At 37.1% G+C, this 22,415-nt stretch carries 19 protein-coding genes and 2 tRNA genes; 20 read left to right on the forward strand and 1 reads right to left on the reverse strand.

Features of this window, described 5'->3' with window-relative positions; all coding sequences use genetic code 11:
* Positions 1-14: 14 nt before the first annotated feature.
* The gene (locus LUD75_RS16575; RefSeq protein ID WP_232706930.1) at positions 15-1,349 is read right to left on the reverse strand and encodes a PDZ domain-containing protein; all 1,335 of its coding nucleotides are present in this window, start codon (positions 1,347-1,349) and stop codon (positions 15-17) included.
* 178 nt (positions 1,350-1,527) lie between these two features.
* On the opposite strand from LUD75_RS16575, the gene LUD75_RS16580 reads away from it, so the two are divergent.
* From LUD75_RS16580 to LUD75_RS16675, 20 genes are all read left to right on the forward strand, one after another.
* A complete protein-coding gene (locus LUD75_RS16580; protein WP_232706931.1) occupies positions 1,528-2,355 on the forward strand; it encodes an energy transducer TonB in 828 nt (275 codons plus the stop codon).
* Positions 2,356-2,542: 187 nt separating this feature from the next.
* Positions 2,543-3,316 (forward strand): AAA family ATPase, encoded by a 774-nt coding sequence (locus LUD75_RS16585; protein WP_232706932.1) that lies wholly within the window; start codon positions 2,543-2,545, stop codon positions 3,314-3,316.
* 81 nt (positions 3,317-3,397) lie between these two features.
* Entirely contained in the window at positions 3,398-4,288 is an 891-nt protein-coding gene (locus LUD75_RS16590) for a ParB/RepB/Spo0J family partition protein (protein WP_232706933.1), read from the forward strand.
* Complete coding sequence (locus LUD75_RS16595) at positions 4,289-4,918, forward strand: DUF5683 domain-containing protein (protein ID WP_232706934.1); 630 nt, start codon at positions 4,289-4,291, stop codon at positions 4,916-4,918. It abuts the gene before it with no gap.
* 29 nt (positions 4,919-4,947) lie between these two features.
* Entirely contained in the window at positions 4,948-5,646 is a 699-nt protein-coding gene (gene dapB, locus LUD75_RS16600; RefSeq protein WP_232706935.1) for a 4-hydroxy-tetrahydrodipicolinate reductase, read from the forward strand.
* Between the two features lie 69 nt (positions 5,647-5,715).
* On the forward strand, positions 5,716-7,350 hold the full coding sequence (gene lepB, locus LUD75_RS16605; RefSeq protein ID WP_232706936.1) for a signal peptidase I: 1,635 nt from the start codon (positions 5,716-5,718) through the stop codon (positions 7,348-7,350).
* 237 nt (positions 7,351-7,587) lie between these two features.
* Positions 7,588-8,205, forward strand: coding sequence for a WbqC family protein (locus LUD75_RS16610; protein WP_232706937.1), 618 nt, complete (start codon positions 7,588-7,590; stop codon positions 8,203-8,205).
* Between the two features lie 61 nt (positions 8,206-8,266).
* On the forward strand, positions 8,267-9,955 hold the full coding sequence (locus LUD75_RS16615) for a S8 family serine peptidase (RefSeq protein ID WP_232706938.1): 1,689 nt from the start codon (positions 8,267-8,269) through the stop codon (positions 9,953-9,955).
* Between the two features lie 107 nt (positions 9,956-10,062).
* A complete protein-coding gene (locus tag LUD75_RS16620) occupies positions 10,063-10,554 on the forward strand; it encodes a lipocalin family protein (protein WP_232706939.1) in 492 nt (163 codons plus the stop codon).
* 17 nt (positions 10,555-10,571) lie between these two features.
* Entirely contained in the window at positions 10,572-11,270 is a 699-nt protein-coding gene (locus tag LUD75_RS16625; protein ID WP_232706940.1) for an OmpA family protein, read from the forward strand.
* A gap of 87 nt (positions 11,271-11,357) precedes the next feature.
* On the forward strand, positions 11,358-12,245 hold the full coding sequence (locus LUD75_RS16630) for a decaprenyl-phosphate phosphoribosyltransferase (RefSeq protein ID WP_232706941.1): 888 nt from the start codon (positions 11,358-11,360) through the stop codon (positions 12,243-12,245).
* 78 nt (positions 12,246-12,323) lie between these two features.
* Complete coding sequence (locus LUD75_RS16635; RefSeq protein ID WP_232706942.1) at positions 12,324-13,640, forward strand: FAD-binding oxidoreductase; 1,317 nt, start codon at positions 12,324-12,326, stop codon at positions 13,638-13,640.
* Between the two features lie 75 nt (positions 13,641-13,715).
* On the forward strand, positions 13,716-14,441 hold the full coding sequence (locus tag LUD75_RS16640) for an SDR family NAD(P)-dependent oxidoreductase (RefSeq protein ID WP_232706943.1): 726 nt from the start codon (positions 13,716-13,718) through the stop codon (positions 14,439-14,441).
* 86 nt (positions 14,442-14,527) lie between these two features.
* The gene (locus tag LUD75_RS16645) at positions 14,528-15,115 is read left to right on the forward strand and encodes an HAD family hydrolase (protein WP_232706944.1); all 588 of its coding nucleotides are present in this window, start codon (positions 14,528-14,530) and stop codon (positions 15,113-15,115) included.
* 51 nt (positions 15,116-15,166) lie between these two features.
* The gene (locus LUD75_RS16650) at positions 15,167-16,339 is read left to right on the forward strand and encodes a cysteine desulfurase family protein (RefSeq protein ID WP_232706945.1); all 1,173 of its coding nucleotides are present in this window, start codon (positions 15,167-15,169) and stop codon (positions 16,337-16,339) included.
* A 66-nt stretch (positions 16,340-16,405) separates the two neighbouring features.
* A complete protein-coding gene (gene trxA, locus LUD75_RS16655; RefSeq protein ID WP_034972729.1) occupies positions 16,406-16,723 on the forward strand; it encodes a thioredoxin in 318 nt (105 codons plus the stop codon).
* A gap of 139 nt (positions 16,724-16,862) precedes the next feature.
* Positions 16,863-16,936 (forward strand) — tRNA-Asp (locus tag LUD75_RS16660).
* A 33-nt stretch (positions 16,937-16,969) separates the two neighbouring features.
* Positions 16,970-17,043, forward strand: a tRNA-Asp gene (locus LUD75_RS16665).
* 277 nt (positions 17,044-17,320) lie between these two features.
* Positions 17,321-18,787, forward strand: a complete 1,467-nt coding sequence (locus LUD75_RS16670; protein ID WP_232706946.1) for an ATP-binding protein — start codon at positions 17,321-17,323, stop codon at positions 18,785-18,787.
* A 4-nt stretch (positions 18,788-18,791) separates the two neighbouring features.
* Positions 18,792-22,409: a response regulator gene (locus LUD75_RS16675; protein ID WP_232706947.1), complete on the forward strand. Its 3,618-nt coding sequence runs from the start codon at positions 18,792-18,794 to the stop codon at positions 22,407-22,409.
* The last annotated feature ends 6 nt before the right edge of the window (positions 22,410-22,415 follow it).

Genomic DNA, 22,415 nt, shown 5'->3' on the forward strand with positions numbered 1-22,415 from the left:
CATCATTGCTAAAATCATTCCTCAATATAAGGAATTGGATCTTCCAGCGTAAATTCACATTTCATAAGAACACCATTTCTCTTGATTTCCAGATTTATTTTACGGCTCACATTTGTTTTCAGGATTTTATGAATTTTATTTAATGTCATATCCTTTGCCTGTTTGTTGTCGATTGTGATCAATTGGTCGTTTTTGACAATTCCGGCTTTCTGCGCCGGCGAATCTTTTCGGGTTCCGGAAACCAGGAAAATGGGTTTCAAAGTAAACTTGTATTGGAATCTGTCAGGATTAGTGTTGATTACATTGATTTCGTTTGATGCCTGATTAGTTTTCGCTGTCTGTACTTGCACCTGTTCTTTTTCCCAGAGCAATCCGTCCTGTTTTATTTCCAGTCCGCTGCCGTCAATCAAAAATGGATCATCCAGATATCGGTTTGATTTGAGATAAATTCTCTCATCAGCATAATCGAAAATCACCGTAAAACGTCTCAGTATTTCAGATCCAATCGATCCTTTTCTGTCTTCTACAAGCTTCAAATGCTGAATCGAATATTCGTCCGGCATCGATGCAATCGGTTTGTTCAGTTTGAAATTTCCAATTGAAAGAGAATTGATACGGCTTCTTTTTCCAAAAATATCACCACTGAAACCACGTCCCAAAAAATCATCAATATTAGGTCTGTTGTAAATAAAATCCTTGATTAATGCAGGAAAAAGCCAGACAGAATCGGTGTTTCCCAAATCCAAAAGCAGTTTTGAGCTTTGTTTATCATGTTTCATTTCAACATCGGCATTCATATATGGTTTGTTGAATTCCACACTCATCGGAAAATCAGAATATCGGCTGACTCTTTTCGGGAATTTGGATTTGTCTTTGTAAACTGTAATTGTTTCTTTGATGTAATTGATTTCAATCGGGTGATTTTTAAAAAAGTAATAACCGATAATTCCATTAACAGGAATGCCAATGTCTTGAGAAATATTAAACGATTCGTCTAAAACCAAAAAAATCGTGTGTGATTTATCAATGAAGTGTTTACCGATGCTGACGTCATTTTTAATGGATTTTAAAGCTTCAATACTCACCGTTTCTCCCAAGCCTTTGAAGGTGATTTTCTCGATATTTTTGAAGTCAACATCTTTGTTTTCCAGACTGAAAAGCAGCGTTTCAGCAATTCCCGAGTCCAGCATAAAGTTGAGCTCAACACCGTTTACAGTCATCGGAATGAAAATCAGATTATTGATCAGCTTGAATTTGATAACCGTTTTATCACCATTATCCAACACAAATCCGTCCTGAGCTTTGGTAAGGACTGTGAAGAGAAAACAGATGATGTACAGAAATTTCATAACCTTAAATTACATGAATTTTCCACAACTCCAATTTTTTATCATTCAAGTTTGTAAATTACTTATGTTATTCATAATTTATTTGATAATTAGTATAAATAATGGAATATTATTTGATGTGTTTTCAAACAATATTGTAATACCTTACTAATTATTTAATTTAATACTTTTATTTGTCATGAAAAATCTATCATCTCTATTCGGAAAAGATAACCTGGACGAAATTGTTTTCTCCAACAGAAATAAAGCTTACGGTGCCTATGCACTTAGAAACGAGTATTCCAACCAGCTCACAAAAGCATTATTTGTAGGTGTTGCTTTTTTTGCATCAGTATCCGTCATCCCATTGGTTATATCGGCATTTGATGTAAAATCAGACATTCCTATGGATGATGATTCTAAACACGATTTTATTTATGTAGATGAGCATGTTGATACTCCAAAACCAACACCAGAAGCTACAGTTCCAACAAAGGTAAAAACTGTTGCGTCTGAAATAGTTACTCCGGTTAGAGTTGTGAAAAAAAATAAACCTGCACCAACAGAAGATGATAAAAAAGGTGCGGCACTGAGTTCAGAAACTTCGGACGGACCAGAAACGACTTTAACTGTTGCTCCACCGGCTATTAAGGTTGGTCCACCAGTTGTTGCTCCTCCTTACGTTCCTCCTACAAAACCTGTAGATCCTAATGAATTATATACACCTGGTACAGTTGATGTTGCAGCAGATTTCAAAGGCGGCATCAATGCGTTTCGCGACAAAGTTGCTCAAAATTTTGACACAGAATCTGTTGACAAATCCGGCTTAGTTTCAGGCGTTATTACCTTTGTGGTAGAAAAAGACGGGAGCATTTCAAATTTAAAAGTCAATGGTTCCAGTGCTGATTTCAATTCTGAAGCAGAGAGAACCGTAAAGTCTATCAAAACCAAATGGACGCCGGCACAAGTAAAAGGCAAAGCTGTAAGATCATCCTTCAGAATGCCTATTTCCATGAAAATTGAATAGTCTGACAATCAGGGCTATGTAAATATTAAACATTAGGTTTTTTATAATTATCCACATTTTCTAAGGAAATGTGGATAATTTTTTTAGAAGCCAATCGTTTAATTAACAATACTTTAACGGCTTTGCTGGTTTTTCAAAACTTTCCAAGTACTAAAAAATCGTATTTTTGGGGATTAAATTAATATTTATGGCAAAAATTATAGGTGTTGCAAATCAGAAAGGTGGCGTTGGAAAAACAACAACAGCCGTCAATCTGGCATCGGCTTTGGGTGTTTTGGAAAAGAGAATTCTCTTGATAGATGCAGATCCACAGGCCAATGCAAGTTCTGGTTTGGGTGTTGAAGAAGTTAATTTTTCTACCTATCATTTGTTGGAGCACAGCGCAGAAGCGTCGAAATGTATTTTGCCAACGACCTCGCCAAACGTAGATATTATTCCATCACATATTGATTTGGTGGCGGCAGAAATTGAATTGGTAGATCGCGAAAACCGGGAATATATGATGCGCGAAGCCTTGAAATCCATCAAGGACGATTATGATTACATCATCATAGATTGTGCACCGAGTTTAGGTTTGATTACCATTAATGCCTTGACGGCCGCAGATTCTGTCATTATCCCGATTCAATGTGAGTATTTCGCTTTGGAAGGTTTGGGTAAATTATTGAATACCATAAAAAATGTTCAGAAAATCCATAATCCGGATTTGGATATCGAAGGTTTGTTGTTGACAATGTATGACAGCCGTTTGAGATTGTCCAACCAGGTTGTAGAAGAAGTAAATTCTCACTTCCCGGAAATGGTATTCGAAACAATCATCAGCAGAAATGTAAGATTGAGCGAGGCGCCAAGTTTCGGAGAAAGCATCTTGAGTTATGATGCCGAAAGTAAAGGTGCCATCCAATACATCCAGTTGGCAGAAGAGGTTTTGCTGAGAAACGAAAAATTAATTAAAAATTAAAAAGCAGGAAGTCAGAAGCTAGAGGCTGGACGTTAATTTTGAAACTTCCATCATCCATCTTCCATTATCCAACTTAAATATATGAAAGACAAAACTAGAGCAATGGGTCGCGGTCTCGGCGCAATTTTGAATGCCGAAAGCAAATCCAATATCAACTCGGCATCTGATGAAGGCGCAAAATCTTTGGTAGGAAATATCGTTGAAATTTCTATCGAAGATATCTATCCAAATCCCAATCAGCCAAGAACTTATTTCGACGAAAAAGCACTTAATGATCTAGCTGAATCGATCAAAAGTCTAGGCATCATTCAGCCAATTACACTTCGCAAAGATGGGCCGAAATTCGAAATTATTTCCGGAGAAAGACGTTACCGTGCTTCAAAAATTGCTGGTCTTGAAACTATTCCGGCTTACATCCGACTGGTCAACGATCAGGAATTGCTGGAAATGGCTTTGGTAGAGAATATTCAGAGAGAAGATCTTGATCCTATCGAAGTTGCTTTAACTTACCAAAGACTGTTGGACGAAGTTGGGATGACTCAGGAAAATCTTAGTCAACGTGTCGGTAAAGAAAGAAGTACAATTACAAACAGCGTTCGTCTTCTGAAATTATCTCCAGATATTCAAAAAGGTGTGAGAAGCGGTCAGATTTCTGCAGGTCACGGCCGTGCAATTATGGGATTGGATTCTGAAGAGAAACGCCAGATTTTGTTTGACAGAATCATCAAAGAACAGCTGAACGTGAGACAAGCTGAACAGCTGGCAAGTCTTATGAAAAATGCTCAGAATTCTGAAAAACAGGTAAAACAATCCATTATCCCAAATCATTTTAAGAAAGCTCAGAAAAATCTGTCTGATATTCTGAATGTGAATGTCGAAATCAAAACGTCGGCAAACGGAAAAAAAGGGAAAATTGTTCTCGATTTTAAAAATGAAGAAGAGCTGGAAAGCATTCTTGCACACATTAGTTAAATGAAAAAATTACTGTTAGTTTTTTTGATCCTTTCTTTTAGTTTTGCTTTTTCACAGGTCAATCCGAATGATACGATCCGTGTGGAAAATCTTCCAAAAGACAGTATTCCTGCTGCGAAAAAATCTGAAGCTCAGATTCTCGGAGAAATCGATCAAAAAAATGCACCTTTAAAAATAACAAAACTAAGTCCGGCAAAAGCAGGTTTGTATTCAGCCGTTTTACCGGGACTTGGACAGCTTTATAACAAAAAATACTGGAAAATCCCGTTGGTATGGGGTGCTGTTGGAACTGGTGTCGGAATTGCACTTTGGAACGATAAGCAATATAAAATCTACAGAGGCTACTATGTTGCAAAATTGAACGGAACGCCAAATGAGTTTGTAGATAACAATCCAAGATTTACCAAAGAGGTTTTTGGAAACGCTCAGGATCAATACAAAAGACAGCGCGATTACGCCATTGGCATTGCAGCTTTGATCTACATTTTAAATATCGTGGATGCCGTTGTAGATGCTCATTTGTACGAAGGCCGGCACGATCCGGATTTGGCAATTACGCCAACCATCATAAACGATCAATTCACAAATTCTTATGCAAAAGCAGGGTTGAGCCTTAATTTTAGATTTTAAATTAAATTCCCTTTTAATAATATAGAAGTATGAAAATAGCATTGGTAGGTTACGGAAAAATGGGAAAAATCATTGACGAGATTTCTCAGAGCCGTGGTCACGAAATCGTAGCAAGATTACGAGAAACACCAACTCCTGAAAACCTGAACAATCCCGATGTTGTCATAGAATTTTCCAATCCGGAAGTCGCTTTTGAAAACATCAAAACCTGTCTGGAAAATAAAATTCCTGTCATCTGCGGAACTACAGGCTGGCTGGATCAAAAACCGGAAATCGAAAAGATTGCGCTGGAAAATAATACCGCTTTTTTATACGGATCCAATTTCAGTCTGGGCGTGAATCTTTTTTTCGCACTCAACGAGAATTTGGCTAGAATGATGAATAAATTCTCCGAATATAATTGTCAGTTAGAGGAAATTCATCACATCCACAAGCTGGATGCACCAAGTGGAACAGCTATTTCTCTGGCAGAAGGAATCATCAATAATTCAAACTTCGAAGCCTGGAAACTGGGCGAAACCAAAGAAAAAGAATTGGGAATTTTTGCGATCCGCGAAGATGAAGTTCCGGGAACTCATAGCGTTTTCTACAGATCGGAAGTGGACGAGATTGAAATCAAACATACCGCTTACAACAGAAACGGATTTGCTTTAGGCGCAGTAATTGCCGCAGAATGGATCGTTGATAAAAAAGGCGTTTTTGCAATGAAAGATGTTTTAGGATTGTAAATTCTGTAACAAAAACTGCATAGAACAAACTAATAACACAAATACTATAATTTCTAAAATAAAATCAGAATGAATTATATAATTACGGCACTTGTCTATATTATTCTTATAAGTGTACTTCTTTTTGTTTCTTCGTGGAAACTTTTCAAGAAGATGGGTTATAAACCTTATATGGCATTAGTTCCAGTTAAGAACTATCAGATTATTCTGAAAGAAACAAAACACCCAACTTGGTGGGCATTTCTTATATATTTTCCGGTCGTAGGAACGATAATGATGATTGTTTTTCATCTATTTTTAATGAGAAAATTTGGGAAAACCAGTTTTGTAGATAAATTACTTACTGTACTTTTAGGATATTTATATCTTGCAAAGGTTAATTATTTTTCTAATCCTGAAGTTGTTATTGACGAAGAAGAGGAAGAGGAGCAGAAAAAAGAAACCTTCTTAGGTTCAGTGACTTTTGCTGTAGTTTTTGCGACTTTGATACATACTCTTGTTATACAACCATTTGGTATTCCAACAGGCTCTATGGAGAGAACACTTCTTGTTGGTGATTTTCTTTTCGTGAATAAATGGAGCTATGGCTTCAGATTGCCAATGAGACCTATAGCAATTCCGTTTTTGCAAGGAACAATTTATGATGCTGGACAAAAAGGCAACCCAAAAGATGATCCAAAATCTTACGTTGAAGCTATAAAATTACCTTATTACAGAATATTCCAATTTAATACACCACAAAGATATGATATCGTAGTTTTCAATTATCCGCAAGATTCTGTTCACGTTGCAACAGACAGAAAAGACCCTTATGTGAAAAGATGCGTCGGAATTCCAGGTGATGTGATTGAGTTTCGTGCCGGAAGATTATTTGTCAACAATGCACCGGAAAAAATCCTTGGTGATGAGCAGCAGCAGCATAGATTTATAGTGAAATCAAATTCACAATTAGACATTCAGCAACTTTACAAAGCTTACGGCTTTTTACCAGTTGTGGAAGAACAAACAAATTCCGGTTTTCAATATGGCTTCCAGGGTTTAACAGATCAGACTGCAAAAGAGATCAAAGAACTTCCGGGTGTGACAGAAATTAAGGAAGAAATTGAAGAGAAAGGAGCTGGCGCAGTAAGATTCAAACTGAATGCAGATAAAACAGCTTACACAAAAAATATTGATACCGTTAATTCTATCTATCCGATCAACAAACCGTGGAATCAGGATTGGTATGGACCTCTCAGAATTCCTAAAAAAGGCGATGTTGTAAAATTGGATCAGGAATCGCTTCCGCAATACCGTTGGATCATTTCAGAATATGAACACAACAAATTGGAGAACAAAGGCGGAAAAATCTATATAAACGGACAGGAAACCAACCAATATACCATCAAGCAGAATTATTATATGATGATCGGGGACAACCGTGATGCGTCATTGGATGCTAGATACTTTGGGGTTGTACCGGAAGAAAATATCGTCGGACGCCCGATGTTTACTTGGTTGAGTGTGGAAGGCTTGTTCTCAGACGCAAGTTCTACATATCAGGCTCCAGGCAAAAGAGTTCGTTGGGACAGAATGTTCAAAGCGACAAACACCGGAGAAGCCAACAAAACTTCATATTGGTGGGTGGCAGTCCTGATTTTGGTGCTGTTCTTCGGATGGGATTTCTTCGCCAATATGTTCAAAAAGAAAAAAGAAGAAGATTAGTAATTAGGAGCTAAATCCCGCTATCCACTATATCTTTTTTTGCTTAGAAAGATTTGTCTTTAGTAGAAATTTTTTGACAAAGCAAAAAAAGGATGCCGCTTCTATCGGGGCTAAGGGATTTGTCATCCAAATAAAATTTCTACACTTGCTTGAAGTTTTTTAACTTTAATCAGGTTTAATAATATCACACTTTGTCAAAGTTTCAAATCTTTGACAAAGTTTTTAGTTTTAACAAATATGAACAACAAGATTCTTTTACCCATATTTTATCTACCACCTATTTCGTGGTTCTCAGTTTTTTTGGATCCGGAAAATGAAATTACTTTGGAGCAATTTGAAAATTTTCCAAAACAGACTTACAGAAATCGGGCAGTCATTTATGGTGCCAATGGAAAATTACCGCTTATCATTCCAATCAAACACACGGGGAAACGTGAAATGAAAGATATTGAAATTTCTTTCGCGGAAGATTGGCAGAAACTCCATTGGAAATCCATCAAAACAGCTTACCAGAGCACACCATACTTCGAATATTATGAAGACAAACTAAAAACTATTTTCGAAGGAAAAACGAATTCACTGATAGAATTCAATCTAAATGCTTTGAAAGTTGTGCTTAATATCCTTAAAACCGAAAAAGAATTTACTTTGACAGAGGAATATCTAAAAACACCGGAATTTGAAAATTTCAGAGAAAAATTCTCAGCCAAATCCGAATCAGAAACCGAGTTTGCGGAATATTACCAAAGCTTTTCAGAGAAGTATGGCTTCCTGAAAGATCTGTCAATTTTGGACTTGATCTGTAACATTGGACCGGAAAGTCTGACTTATATAAAAAATATTAAAATCAATTAATTTTAGAATAACTATTTATGATCAGTAATTCTATTTTATTTGAAACAAATACTTATCTAATATGAAACATTTATTAATAGCGGCAGCTTTTTATGCCGGAGTTGCAACAATTGCTGCACAGACAGCTACTCCTGAAAATGATAAAGATCTGAAAACGTGGTATCACAAAGATTATGCGACTACCAAAGTCTATGGTGTGAATACAGAAAATGCCTATAAATTCTTGGAATCTAAAGGACTTAAACCAAAAACTGTTGTAGTTGGTGTTTTGGATAGCGGTGTAGAAGTAGATCATCCGGGATTGGTAAAAAATATGTGGAAAAATCCAAATGAGGTTCCAAATAACGGAAAAGATGATGACGGAAATGGTTATATCGATGATGTTTACGGCTGGAATTTCCTGGGTGGAAAAAATGGTGACATCGATGTTGATAATATGGAAGTTACTAGAGTTGTAAAAAAATACAAACCACTTTTCGAAGGCGACGATTCTGCAAAAAATAAAGAGAATCAAACCAAAATGCCTGAGGATTTTGCAATGTACATGAAAGCTAAGGAGATCTTTACCAAAAAAGGTGAGGAAGCAAAACAAAGTCTTCAGCTTTATACAATGATCAACAATGCCATTCCAGATATGGTGAAATTGCTGAACGGTAAAAACTTAACCAAAGAAACTTTAGCAGGCATCAAACCGGCAAACCAGCAGGAAGCAATGGCAATGCAGGTTCTTGCTCAGATGTCAAATGATCCTCAGATTGCAGGAAAACCAGCACCGGAAGTTGAGAAATATCTGAAAGATCAGATGAAAGAGGCTTTGGATTATTTCACGCCACAAGCTGAGAAAGGTTTTAATTTAGATTTTGATCCTAGAGCTTCTATCGTTGGAGACAATTATGACGATTACTCTGAGAAAAGTTACGGAAACAACCATTACGAAGGTCCGGATGCAAAACACGGAACGCACGTTGCAGGAATCATTGCAGGTCTGGCAAACGGAGCAGAAAATCAGTATGGTGTTGCGTCCAGAGTGGCAAAGATTATGACTGTAAGAGCAGTTCCTGATGGCGACGAGAGAGATAAAGACGTTGCAAATGCTGTTCGTTATGCAGTGGACAACGGTGCGAAAATCCTTAATATGAGTTTCGGAAAACCAGTTTCTCCTGGTAAAAATGTAGTTTGGGATGCATTCAAATATGCAGAAAGCAAAGGTGTTCTTTTGGTAAAAGCAGCAGGAAATGAAAATGAAGACATTGCAGAACACCAGTATTTCCCAACCAATTTCAAATCTCAGTCAGATGAGAAGCCATTTATCAATAATATGATTGTAGTTGGATCAAACACCAATGATGCTGCTGCTTTGAAATCAAGTTTCTCCAATTATGACAAGAAAATGGTAGATGTTTTCGCACCGGGTTCACAGATTTATTCTACTGTTCCCGACGGCAAATACGAATATTTGCAGGGAACTTCTATGGCATCACCTGTGGTGGCTGGTTCTGCTGCGGTTTTGTTAGCTTACATGCCAAATTTGAAACCTGAGCAGATCATAGAATCTTTGGTTAAAACATCAAATGCCAATGCAGTAAACGGTTTTGAGAATTTGTCAAGATCAGCAGGTGTGATTGATGTAGCGAAAGCTGCAGAATATGCTTACAACAATTTTTACAGAGCCAACTCATCATCAAAGGCCGTAAAAAAATCTGTTAAAAAAGAAAAAACGCATAAAGCGATTGATAAGTCTAAACTTTAATTAGTACACTTTTAGGCTAAAACAAAAAATCTGAGAATTTCTCAGATTTTTTGTTTTTTATCTTTTGGCATAGTTTTTTATGATACCTTAGTATTAATTTTAAAACTATGAAACAATTATTTTTTTTCGGAATGGTATCAGCAAGTTTGCTTGTTACCTCTTGTGCAAGTAAAACCGGCGTAAGCGCAGGTGAAGCACAGACAATGCGTTCTGATGTGATGAAACTAAAAGGTCAGTGGGATATTTCAAACGTAGATTATAACAAGGAGTTCAGTGTGAAGCCTTTTGACGAAGGTGTTGGCATCAGCTGTTTTGTAGGAAGTTCTTGGACTTTCATTCCAAATAATTATACAGGAACATACACAATTCACGGAAGTTCTGCTTGTCCTGAAAGAACACAGAATATTACATTTAGTGTAGATAAAATGGGCGTTGTTTCCATCAAAAAAGTAGGTGAAGGCGAAAAAGCGAAGAGAGTAGGATCCGGCTACAAACTGATGTTGGAAAATGCTACAGCAACTACTTTTACTTTGGTTCAATCTGTGAATGCAGATGGAAAACCAATGGACATCAGATATAATTTTATCAGAACTAAATAACCTTAAATAAATTAAAAATGAAATTTACAAAATTAAATATTGCAGCTTTTATGATCTCCGGATCATTACTGATTACAAGCTGTGAAGCGGTGCAAAACGCAAACAATACACAGAAAGGTGCCGCGATTGGTACAGCTGCAGGTGCGGTTCTTGGTGGAATCCTAGGAAACAATCTTGGAAAAGGTGGAAATGCTCCTCTTGGTGCAGTTTTAGGTGGTGTAGTTGGAGGTGTTGCCGGTGGTGTCATTGGTAACAAAATGGACAAACAAGCCAAAGAAATCAAAGACGTATTACCAGGAGCAGAAGTGGAAAGAGTAGGAGAAGGAATCAAAGTGACTCTTCACGAGAATACGGTTAATTTCGATTTCAACTCATCTACTTTAACGACTCTTGCAAAGACCAATCTTGATAAATTGGTTACAGTTCTTAGAAATAATCCTGATACCAACATTAATATCTACGGTCATACAGACAGTATTGGTAGTGATGAAGTGAACTTGAGAATCTCTGCTCAGAGAGCTGCTGCTGTTAAAAATTACTTTACAGCGCAAGGTATTGCTTCTTCCAGATTGTTTACAGAAGGCTTAGGAAAATCTAGTCCGGTTGCTTCTAATGATACAGATGCAGGAAGAGCACAAAACAGACGTGTAGAGTTTGCCATTACAGCAAATGAGAAAATGATCAATGATGCCGCTCAATCTGCTGGGTCAAATTAATAATTATTCATTTTCAAAGAAATAACAAACCGCAATTTGCGGTTTTTTTATTTTAATGCTACTTTTGTAAGATTATTAAAACTATTGATGAAAAACTATTTAAAATTAATCAGAGTGGAACAATGGGTCAAGAATCTGTTTGTTTTTGCTCCGTTATTTTTTTCAGGTAAAATTACCAATTCTTATTTGTTCTACGAGAGTATTTTCGCATTTCTGGTTTTCTCTTTGACAGCAAGTTCTATTTATATAATCAATGATTATTTTGATATCGAATCCGACAAAAAACATCCCGAGAAGAAAAGCCGTCCATTAGCAAGTGGTGCGGTTTCCAAGAGAAGTGCGGAGATTTTATTTGTCTTTTTGGTATTGTTGTCAATAGCTTCTATTTTCTTTGGTAATTATATTTTTCATACTAATTTTTGGAAGTTCGGGGTAATTATAGGATTCTATTTTGTGATGAATCTTTTATATACGTTTAAACTAAAACATGTAGCAATTGTTGATATCTGTATTATTGCGATTGGATTTGTTCTCAGGGTTTTAGCAGGTGGATATGTCACTGGGATTATTGTGACCAATTGGGCAATTCTATTGACTTTCGTTTTAGCCTTAGTTTTAGCAATCGGAAAAAGAAGAGGTGAATTGATCAATGCCCAGATTTCCGGGAAAACCAGAAAAGCACTGGACGGCTATAATGTTCAGTTTGCAGATATTGCCTTGTCTATAAGCTGTACTTTGGCGATTATATGTTATTTGATGTTCACCTTGTCGCCGGAAGTTCAGGCGCGATTTCATCCAAGGGTTTTTTACACCGTGATATTTGTTGTGTTTGCATTTCTGAGATATTTGCAGCAAACGTTGGTTTACAACAAAACCGAATCACCAACCAAAATAGTTTATAAAGACCGGTATATTCAGATTACAATTGTACTTTGGGTAATTGTTTTCTTGCTGCAAATCTATTTTAAAAAGTAAATCGCAAGAAAGATTAAAAACAATGATGAAGATATTGATGCGAGTCAAATTGACTTATAAAAAAATACACATTTACAGATGAAACCAAATTTTGTACAGAAAGTGACTAACTGGGGAAATTTCCCAGTGGTCGAAAAAGAAATGCGGTCAGACGATTCTGTTTCGAAGATTAAAAAATTTGTAAAAGATCATAACGAAGTCATCGCAAGAGGAAACGGACGTTGCTACGGCGATGCTTCTCTTGGTGAACATATTTTCTCAACCAAAAGACTCAACAAGTTTATTTCTTTTGATAGATTAAATGGCGTGATCGAATGCGAATCCGGCGTTCTTTTATCCGATATTTTGGAGGTTTCTGTTCCGCAAGGTTATTTTCTTTACGTGACGCCGGGAACCAAATATATTTCCGTTGGTGGCGCCATCGCATCCGATGTTCACGGGAAAAACCACCACGCAGAAGGTTGCTTTTCGGAATATGTGATTGAATTTAAATTGGTGAACGAAAATGCCGAAGTCATCACTTGCTCACGTGAACAAAACTCAGACAAATTTTGGGCAACGATTGGCGGAATGGGATTAACAGGAATTATTCTCTCAGCCAAATTCAAACTGAAAAATATAGAATCCGTTTACATCAAGCAGGAAAGTATCAAAGCTGAAAATCTGGATGAGGTTTTCCGATTGTTTGATGAAAGCGAAGATTGGACTTACAACGTCGCTTGGATTGATTGTTTTCAAAAAGGAAAAAACTTAGGAAGATCAATTTTAATGAGAGGCGAACACGCTTTGAAAGCCGAATTGCCAACCAACCTTCAAAAGAAAACTTTAAAGCTGAAAGAGAAACCAAAGCCGACGATTCCATTCTATTTTCCTGGATTTGTTCTTAATTCTTTGAGTATTAAGATTTTCAATTTCCTTTATTATAACAAGCAGACGAAGAAACAACTCAATAATTTCATTGATTACGAAACGTTTTTCTACCCATTGGATGTGATTAATGAATGGAACAAGATTTACGGAAAAAGTGGATTTATCCAATACCAGATGGTCATCCCGAAAGAAAATGGCAAAGAAGGAATGCGACAAATCCTTGAGACGATTGCAAAAAGTGGAAACGGTTCTTTCTTAGCAGTTCTAAAGTTATTCGGGAAAAATAATCCACAAGCTTACAATTCTTTCCCAGTTGAAGGTTACACTCTGGCTTTGGACTTTAAAGTGAACAAAGGTCTGAAAAAACTCGTTGACCAACTCGATACAATTGTAGAAAATTTCGGTGGAAGAATTTATTTGACCAAAGACAGTATGAGCCGTTCATCGCTCACGAATTATCTTCAAAACGTTGATTCCTCAAAGTTTGTTTCACTTCAGCATAAGAGAATTATTAATAATGGTTGATAGTTTTTTGTTGATGGTTGATAGAAATCTATTCTCTACCAGCAACTGACAACTAACAACCGACAACTAATTACTATGATAATATTAGGTTCCAATTCCGAAGTTGCACAGGCATTTGTAGAAGAATGTTTGGCGAAAGGCGAAAAATTCCAGACCATTTATCTCCTAAGTTCCAATCCCGAAACGACGGAGAAATTCGCCGGACATATTCAGGTGAAGTTTTTTCAACATTCCGAGATCATTCCTTTGGATCTGATGAATGACATCGATTATAAAACTCTGGAAAATATCAATTCTGATGTTCTGTTTTGCGCGACTGGCTATCTTGGTCTGGGAACGGAAGAAGGACTTTACGATGATGAAAATACAGAAAGAATCATTGATGTGAATTATGCGAAATTAGTTCCTGTTCTCAACTTCTTCGCCAAAAGAATGGAATCCAAAAGAGCCGGAACAATGATTGTTTTGTCATCTGTCGCAGGCGAAAGAGGAAGACAAAGTAATTTCATTTATGGTTCTGCAAAAGCAGCTTTGACGGCTTATTTAAGCGGATTGAGAAATTATCTTTTTGATAAAAAAGTCCACGTGTTGACCGTGAAACCTGGTTTTATGGACACCAAAATGACAGAAGGTTTACCACTAAATCCAGCTCTTACAGCTTCTCCAAAAAAAGCAGCCGAAGGAATTTATAAAGCTTTTAAAAATAAAAAGAATGTTGCCTACGTTTTACCAATTTGGGCGTTTGTAATGCTAATCATTAGAAACATTCCTGAGTTTATTTTTAAGAAACTTAAATTATAATTGATGAATGATAGGTCATAATTGACTTCACTTTTAACTCAAAAGAGCGATGCAAATAATCATTTATCATTCATAATTCATCACTTATGAAAAAACTATATCTATTCGATTTCGACGGAACGCTTACTTACAAAGACACGATGTTTTTGTTTTTGAAGTTTTACAATCCTTCCAAATATTCGTTTCAATTTCTGAAGCATGTGCCACTTTTTATTTTATTAAAATTAAAATTAGCCAGTGCAGAAGCGGTGAAAAAGAGTTTTATCTCATCCATCTTAAAAGGTGAATCCAAATATCAGATTGAGAAAAAAGCAAAACTGTTCTTCGAGGAGAATTATCCAAGTTTGTTCAGGGAAAATGCTTTGGATTTCATTAATAATATCAACAGAGAAAATACGGAATCTTACATCGTTTCAGCGTCTTTGGATATTTGGGTAAAACCATTTGCGGAGAAGTTTGATATGACTTTGCTGGCTACAAAAGCGGAGTTCAAAGATGATATTTTTACAGGGAAGTTCATCGGCAAAAATTGTAATAAAGACGAGAAAGTCTGCAGAATAGAAGCGGAACTTGGTGACAAGAAATTCGACAAGATCATAGCTTTCGGAGACACTTTTGGGGACAAACCAATGTTTAAGTTTGCCAATGAATCGCATTACCGATTTTTTCACTAATTTAGTACCTTAATTTTTCGAACTTTTTCGGCTTCAAAATCTAAATTTAAAATGGAAAGAATTTATCTGGATAATGCTGCAACTACGCCTCTCGACGATGAGGTGATAGACTGTATGGTAAATGTAATGAAATTCAATTATGGCAATCCGTCGTCCACGCACAGCTTGGGACAGGAGGCCAAAACCGTTTTGGAGGAAGTAAGGCGAAAGATTGCAGATTCTTTGAAAGTAACACCTGGAGAGATTGTTTTCACCTCTTGTGGAACAGAATCCAACAACATGATCATCAAATCCGCGGTCAATTATCTTGGCGTGGAAAGAATCATCACTTCCGCTTTGGAACACAAATGTGTTGCCGAAACCTGCCTCGAAATGAAAAAATTGAAAGGCGTAGAATTGGTTTATCTAAGACCAGATTCCAACGGCGATTTTGATTTAAATAAATTAGAAGAAGCGTTAAAATCATCAGATAAGAAAACTTTAGTAACATTGATGCACGCCAACAACGAGATCGGGAATCTTCTCGACATCGAAAAAGTAGCGCATCTTTGCAAAGAAAATAATGCACTTTTCCATTCCGACACAGTTCAGACAATGGCACATCTTGACTTGGATTTTTCTAAAATCCCAGTTGATTTCGCGTCTTGTAGCGCGCACAAATTCCACGGCCCAAAAGGTGCTGGGTTTGCATTCGTAAGAAAATCTTCAGGATTGAAAGGAATCATCACTGGAGGACCACAGGAAAGAAGCTTGAGAGCTGGTACAGAAAACGTAACAGGAATCGCAGGTTTGGGCAAAGCTTGGGAAATATCTCAGGAAAAAATGGAGGAATATAAAAACCATATTCTTGACATCAAACATTACGCAATCCAACAATTAACAGAGAAAATATCAGGAATCAAATTCAACGGAAGAAGTGCGGACGACGAAAGCCTCTATACGGTTTTAAACGTTTTGCTTCCATACAAAAATCCTCTAATCGGATTGCAATTGGATATGAAAGGCATTGCCATTTCTCAAGGAAGTGCTTGTAGCTCAGGTGCTTCAAAGCCTTCAATGGTTTTGATGTCCGTGTTGTCAGAAGATGATTTGGATAACAAAACACCTTTAAGAATTTCATTCAGTCATTACACCAAAAAATCGGATATTGATGCTTTGGTTGCAGCTTTGGAGGAAATAGGCAGCCAGTTCGTTATAGAAAAAGCCGATAGTTTACATAGATAATCAACAGAAAAAATAGAATATAAATTTTGTAGTTTTGTATTACAAATTAACAAAGAAAAAGAAATCATGGCAGTAGAAATTACAGATCAGTCCTTTCAGGAAACAGTATTAAATTCAGATAAACCAGTTTTAGTTGACTTTTGGGCAGCTTGGTGCGGACCTTGTAGAATGCTTGGCCCAATCATCGAAGAAGTAGCAAACGACTTTGAAGGTAGAGCTTTGGTAGGAAAAGTAGATGTTGATAACAATCAGCAGATCTCTGTAGATTACGGGATCAGAAATATTCCTACAGTTTTGATCTTCAAAAACGGTGAAGTTGTAGATAAAATCGTAGGTGTAGCACCAAAAGAGGTGATCGCTGAGAAGCTGAATGCTTACTTGTAAGAAATTAATATAATTGAAAATGAACGCTTTTCCTCGGGAGAGGCGTTTTTTTTTATATAAAATTTGCAGTTGTGGATTATTGTTGTATTTTTGCAACCACAATAAACGACGATAGTTTTTCTAAGTTTGTTGGGCAAGAGATCCGGTAGTTCAGCTGGTTAGAATGCCGCCCTGTCACGGCGGAGGTCGCGGGTTCGAGTCCCGTCCGGATCGCATAAAGTTTTATCAATTGCTTTTCAAAAAATTGATCCGGTAGTTCAGCTGGTTAGAATGCCGCCCTGTCACGGCGGAGGTCGCGGGTTCGAGTCCCGTCCGGATCGCAAATCCTACAATTTTATTGTAGGATTTTTTCGTTTGTATAATCTTGAGTTTAATTGGACGCTTTAAAATTATTTTTAAGCGTTTTTATTTTTAATTAGTTATAAAAATAAAAGAATAGTTTGTAATTATTTAAAAATAATGGATTATGAATTGTCAAGATTTTATTTAGTGATTTATTTCTTAAATATACTTTAGATAATGGCGTGCTTTTTGAAAATATGTGAGTATTTTTGAAACTAAGGAAACGTAAACCAGGTATTAGACCATTTATATATTATGATTTTAATTGTCGATGATAATCAGAACAATATTTATTCATTAAAAAAATTACTGGAATCCAAAGATTTTCAGGTCGATACGGCTGAATCTGGTGAGCAGGCATTGGGAAAAGCACTCAAAAATAATTATGCATTGATTATTTTGGATGTTCAGATGCCGGGAATGGATGGCTTTGAAGTAGCAGAATCCTTTGCCGGATATAGCAAAACAAAAGATATTCCAATCATATTTTTATCCGCTGTCAACACAGAAAAACAATTTATTACCCGTGGTTATGAATCCGGCGGGATAGATTACGTGACAAAACCGATAGACCCGGAAATTCTTCTGCTCAAAGTCAAAACTTTTTATAACCTGCAGGAGAATAATCTTGCCATGAAAAAAAGCCAGCAAAGTCTGGAACTGGAAGTACAGGGCAGGAGAGAAGCGCAGGTGACAATGAGATCCGAAATCGATCATTTTCATTTGATGCTGGAAGCCTTGCCTCAGATTGCATTCACTCTGGATGCAGACGGCGCAGTTACTTTTGTGAACAGCAAATGGTACGAATATTCCGCCTCAGAAAAAGTTTTTCCTAAAACACATTCCGACGATCACAGTATTCTGCTGGAGTTTGAACGCTGCCGAAAGAAAAAGAAAGCACTTGAGTTAGAAATTCGGATCAAGAATAGGGAAACCGGCGACTACAGATTTCATTTGCTGAGAATGTCTCCCGTTTTCGACGGAAAGTCAATTAAAAACTGGGTGGGAACTTTCACTGATATAGACGATCAGAAGAAGATTGAAAAGGAAAAAGACGAATTCCTGAGTATTGCCAGCCACGAACTCAAAACACCTTTGACCAGCATCAAGGCTTACATGCAGCTGTTGGAACGAAAACTGAAAATTAATGAAGAAAAATCAGAAGCTGCTTATGTGACAAAAGCTTTATCACAAGTTGAAAAATTGAATAGCCTGATCACAGATCTGCTGGACGTTTCCAAAATTGAAAACGGAAAACTCAAGATCAATAAAAAAAGAAATAACCTGGATAATGTAATCAACAATGCCATTGACACGATCATTCAGACACACGATGATAAAGTGAAAATCACACGACACGGTTTCATTCCTGCTATTCAGATTCCATTTGATGAGATCAGAATCGAGCAGGTTTTGATTAATTTTCTGACGAATGCGATCAAATATTCTCCGGAAAATAACCAAATCATTGTCACAACTTTTGTAGATGAAACCGAAGTAAGAGTAAGTGTTACCGACTTCGGAATCGGAATTCCGGATTTCAAACAGGATGCTGTCTTCAAGAAATTTTACAGAGTCGAAGAATCGTCTCTGCAGTTTCAGGGAATGGGGATTGGTTTGTATATTTGTTCCGAGATCATCAACCAGCACGACGGAACAATCGGGTTATCGAGTGTGATAGAAGAAGGTTCTACATTTTATTTCACATTACCTTTAAATTAATTTTATGCCGAAAAAAGTTATCAGAAATCTACAATTCGGGATTGGATTTTCATTATTTATATTAATTGCGAGTTCCATTGCGTCCTATTGGAGCATTCAGAAACAAATGGAACATCGTGAAAATGTCTCCAAAAGCAGAAAATCTATGACTGCTGTAAAAGATGTTTTGATTGCACTTTTGGATGCGGAAACCGGTAACAGGGGATTTCAGCTCACAGGAAAAGAAAGTTTTCTGGAACCTTACAACCGCAGTATCAAAGAATATTCTAAGGCAATAGAACTTGCCAAATCATTTGATATTGATAACACTCAACAATTGGAGCGTCTCAAAAGCCTGGAGCAAAATGTGGACGGCAATATGAGCAATCTGAAACAATTTGTTCAGAACAAACGAAACGGCATTGCAATGACACAGGATCAGATGATGCTCAGCAAAGTCTATATGGACAAATGCAGAATTCTAGTTCATAATTTTGTACAGTTTGAAGAAGCTCAGCTGGCGAAAAAAAATATAGATCTTGACAGATCGTCTAACACAACTGTTTTATTCATCATATTTTCTGCGCTTGCTGCCATTGCAGTAACTGTATTTTTCTATGTTAAACTTAGAAATGATCTGCTAAGAAGAGATAAGCTTGAGAAAGAACTGAAAGCAAAAGATATTGAAATTTCAAAAAGAGTAAGCGTCATTCAGCAGGTTGCAAACAGAGTTTCCAATGGCGATTACAATCAAAGATTGGTAGATAATTATGACGGCGATCTAGGTGATCTGGTGGAATCTCTGAATCATATGACAGATTCCCTAAAAGAATCCTTTGATAAGATTAATAAGAGCGACTGGCATCAGAAAGGTTTGGCTTTGATCAATGAATCTTTGGTTGGAAACAAATCTGTGAGCCAGGTGACAATTGATTCATTAAACCAATTAATTGATTACGGGAATTGTACAAACGGTGCAATTTATTTGGTAGATGATGCAAAATTAAGACTTACAACGGCTTTCGGACTGGAAAATACAATGAGACAGTCTTTCGAACTTGGTGAAGGAATGGTCGGACAGGCTTTCATTCAAAAAACACAAAAGGTTTATAACGATTTGGATGAGAATGACTTTGCCGTTTCGTTTGCAACCGGGAAGATTAAAATTAATGGTATTGTACTGGTTCCGATTCTTCTTAATAATGAAGGCATTGGTGTTTTGGAACTGAGTTCAAATTCTAATTTTGATGAAGATCAAGTCGAATTTTTTGTTGAAAGTTCCCGAAACATTGCAATTGCGCTCAATGCTGCAAAAGGCCGTGAAAAAGAACAGAGATTGCTGGAAGAAACTCAGGCACAGTCTGAGGAGTTACAGGTTCAGCATTCCGAATTGGAAAATCTGAACACGGAATTGGAAGCGCAGACACAAAAACTGCAAGCTTCCGAAGAAGAACTCAAAGTGCAGCAGGAAGAACTGATGCAGACCAATACAGAACTGGAAGAGCGTTCCAAATTGCTGGAAGAAAAAAACCATTTGATAGCGGAACGTAATTCTGAAATTCAGAAAAAAGCTGAAGAGCTGGAATTAAGCACCAAATATAAATCCGAATTCCTAGCAAATATGTCGCATGAGTTGAGAACACCATTGAACTCAATTCTGCTTTTGTCTAGATTAATGGCAGAAAATTCCGATGATAATCTGAATGAAGATCAGATAGAATCTGCACGTGTAATCCAAAGTTCCGGTACAAGTTTGTTGACATTAATTGATGAAATTCTTGATCTTGCAAAAATCGAATCCGGAAAAATGTCGCTTGAGTATGAAGAAGTTGCTTTGGATAATGTTTTGAAAGATCTTAAGAATCTAATGGGTCCTGTAGCCAAAAACAAAGGCATCGAATTTAATATTAATATAGAAAATGATCTGGCCAAAACTATTGAAACCGACCGTTTGCGACTGGATCAGGTTTTAAGAAATCTGCTTTCCAATGCCATCAAGTTCACAAAAGAAGGCAGTGTGCAGCTGAATATAAAGCAGCATCCAAAAGATCAGGATTGTATTATTTTCTCTGTGAAAGATACTGGAATTGGAATTCCGCAAGATAAGCAAATGGTAATCTTCGAAGCATTCCAGCAAGCCGATGGATCTACTCAGCGCAAGTTTGGCGGAACAGGTTTGGGATTGTCGATCAGCCGCGAGATTGCAAAATTATTGGGCGGCGAATTAGTGCTTGAAAGCGAAGTAAATGAAGGCAGTGAGTTTAGCCTCATCATTCCGAAAAATGAAAAATCAAAAATAAATAAGATTCAAAAAGATCAGATTTTGGATCAGGTGATTCGCGAAGAAGAAGATGTTGAAGAAGTGAAGAACATCATTGATTTCAATGAATACGGGATTTCAACACCAATTAACGATCTTCAGATTCCGGAAGATGTGGCGGATGACCGTGATAATATTGAAAAAGATGATAAAGTCATTCTGATTGTAGAAGATGACACCAATTTTGCCAAAGCATTACTGAAATATGCAAGGATTCAAAATTACAAAGGAATTGTGGCGGTGAGAGGCGATCACGCAATCTCTGCAGCATTGCAATACCGTCCTGCTGCTATTTTGCTTGATGTCCAGCTTCCTGTAAAAGACGGCTGGCAAGTGATGGATGAGTTGAAAGCAAATCCACAGACCAAACCAATTCCGGTTCATATGATGTCGTCTCTGCACGTAAGACAACAGAGTTTGATGAAAGGCGCTATCGATTTCATCAACAAACCTGTGGCAATGGAGCAGATGACAGAGATCTTCAAAAAAATTGAAGATGCGCTGAAAAGATCGCCCCAAAAAGTACTGATTGTGGAGGAAAACGCGAGACACGCCAACGCATTGTCTTATTTCCTCAGCAACTTTAATATTTCACTTTCTGTTGAAGATAATTTGGAAGACAGCGTGAAAGCACTGACGTCGGACAAAGTAGATTGTGTAATTTTGGATATTGGTCCTGCGAGAGGAAATGGCTACCAGATCATCGAGTCTATAAAAAGCTACGAAGGTCTCGAGAACTTACCGATCATCATTTTTACGGAACGCAATTTGTCCAAGTCCGAAGAACTTAAAATCAAACAGTACGCAGATTCTATTGTTGTAAAGACGGCGCATTCTTACCAAAGAATCCTGGATGAGGTTGGACTGTTCTTACATTTGGTAGAGGAAAAAAACAGCTCTGCCGAGATTATTAGAAACAAAACTTTAGGATCTTTGACAGAAGTTTTAAGTGGCAAAAAAATATTGGTTACGGATGATGACGTTCGCAACATATTCTCACTTTCCAAAGCGTTAGAAAAATACAAGGTCGAAGTCGTTTTGGCAATGGACGGAAAACAGGCTTTGGATCAGATCAAAATCAATCCGGATATTGATGTCGTATTGATGGATATGATGATGCCGGAAATGGATGGTTACGAAACGATCCAGGAAATCAGGAAAATGCCTGCTTATAAGAAGCTGCCAATTATCGCGGTGACGGCAAAATCGATGATTGGCGATCGGGACAAATGTCTCCAGGCTGGTGCGTCGGATTATATCACTAAGCCTGTGGATATAGATCAATTGTTATCTTTGCTCCGTGTCTGGTTATATGAAAACTAAAAACTG

It is taken from the genome of Epilithonimonas sp. JDS (genome assembly GCF_021261315.1).
In the GTDB taxonomy this organism is placed as follows: Bacteria; Bacteroidota; Bacteroidia; order Flavobacteriales; family Weeksellaceae; genus Epilithonimonas.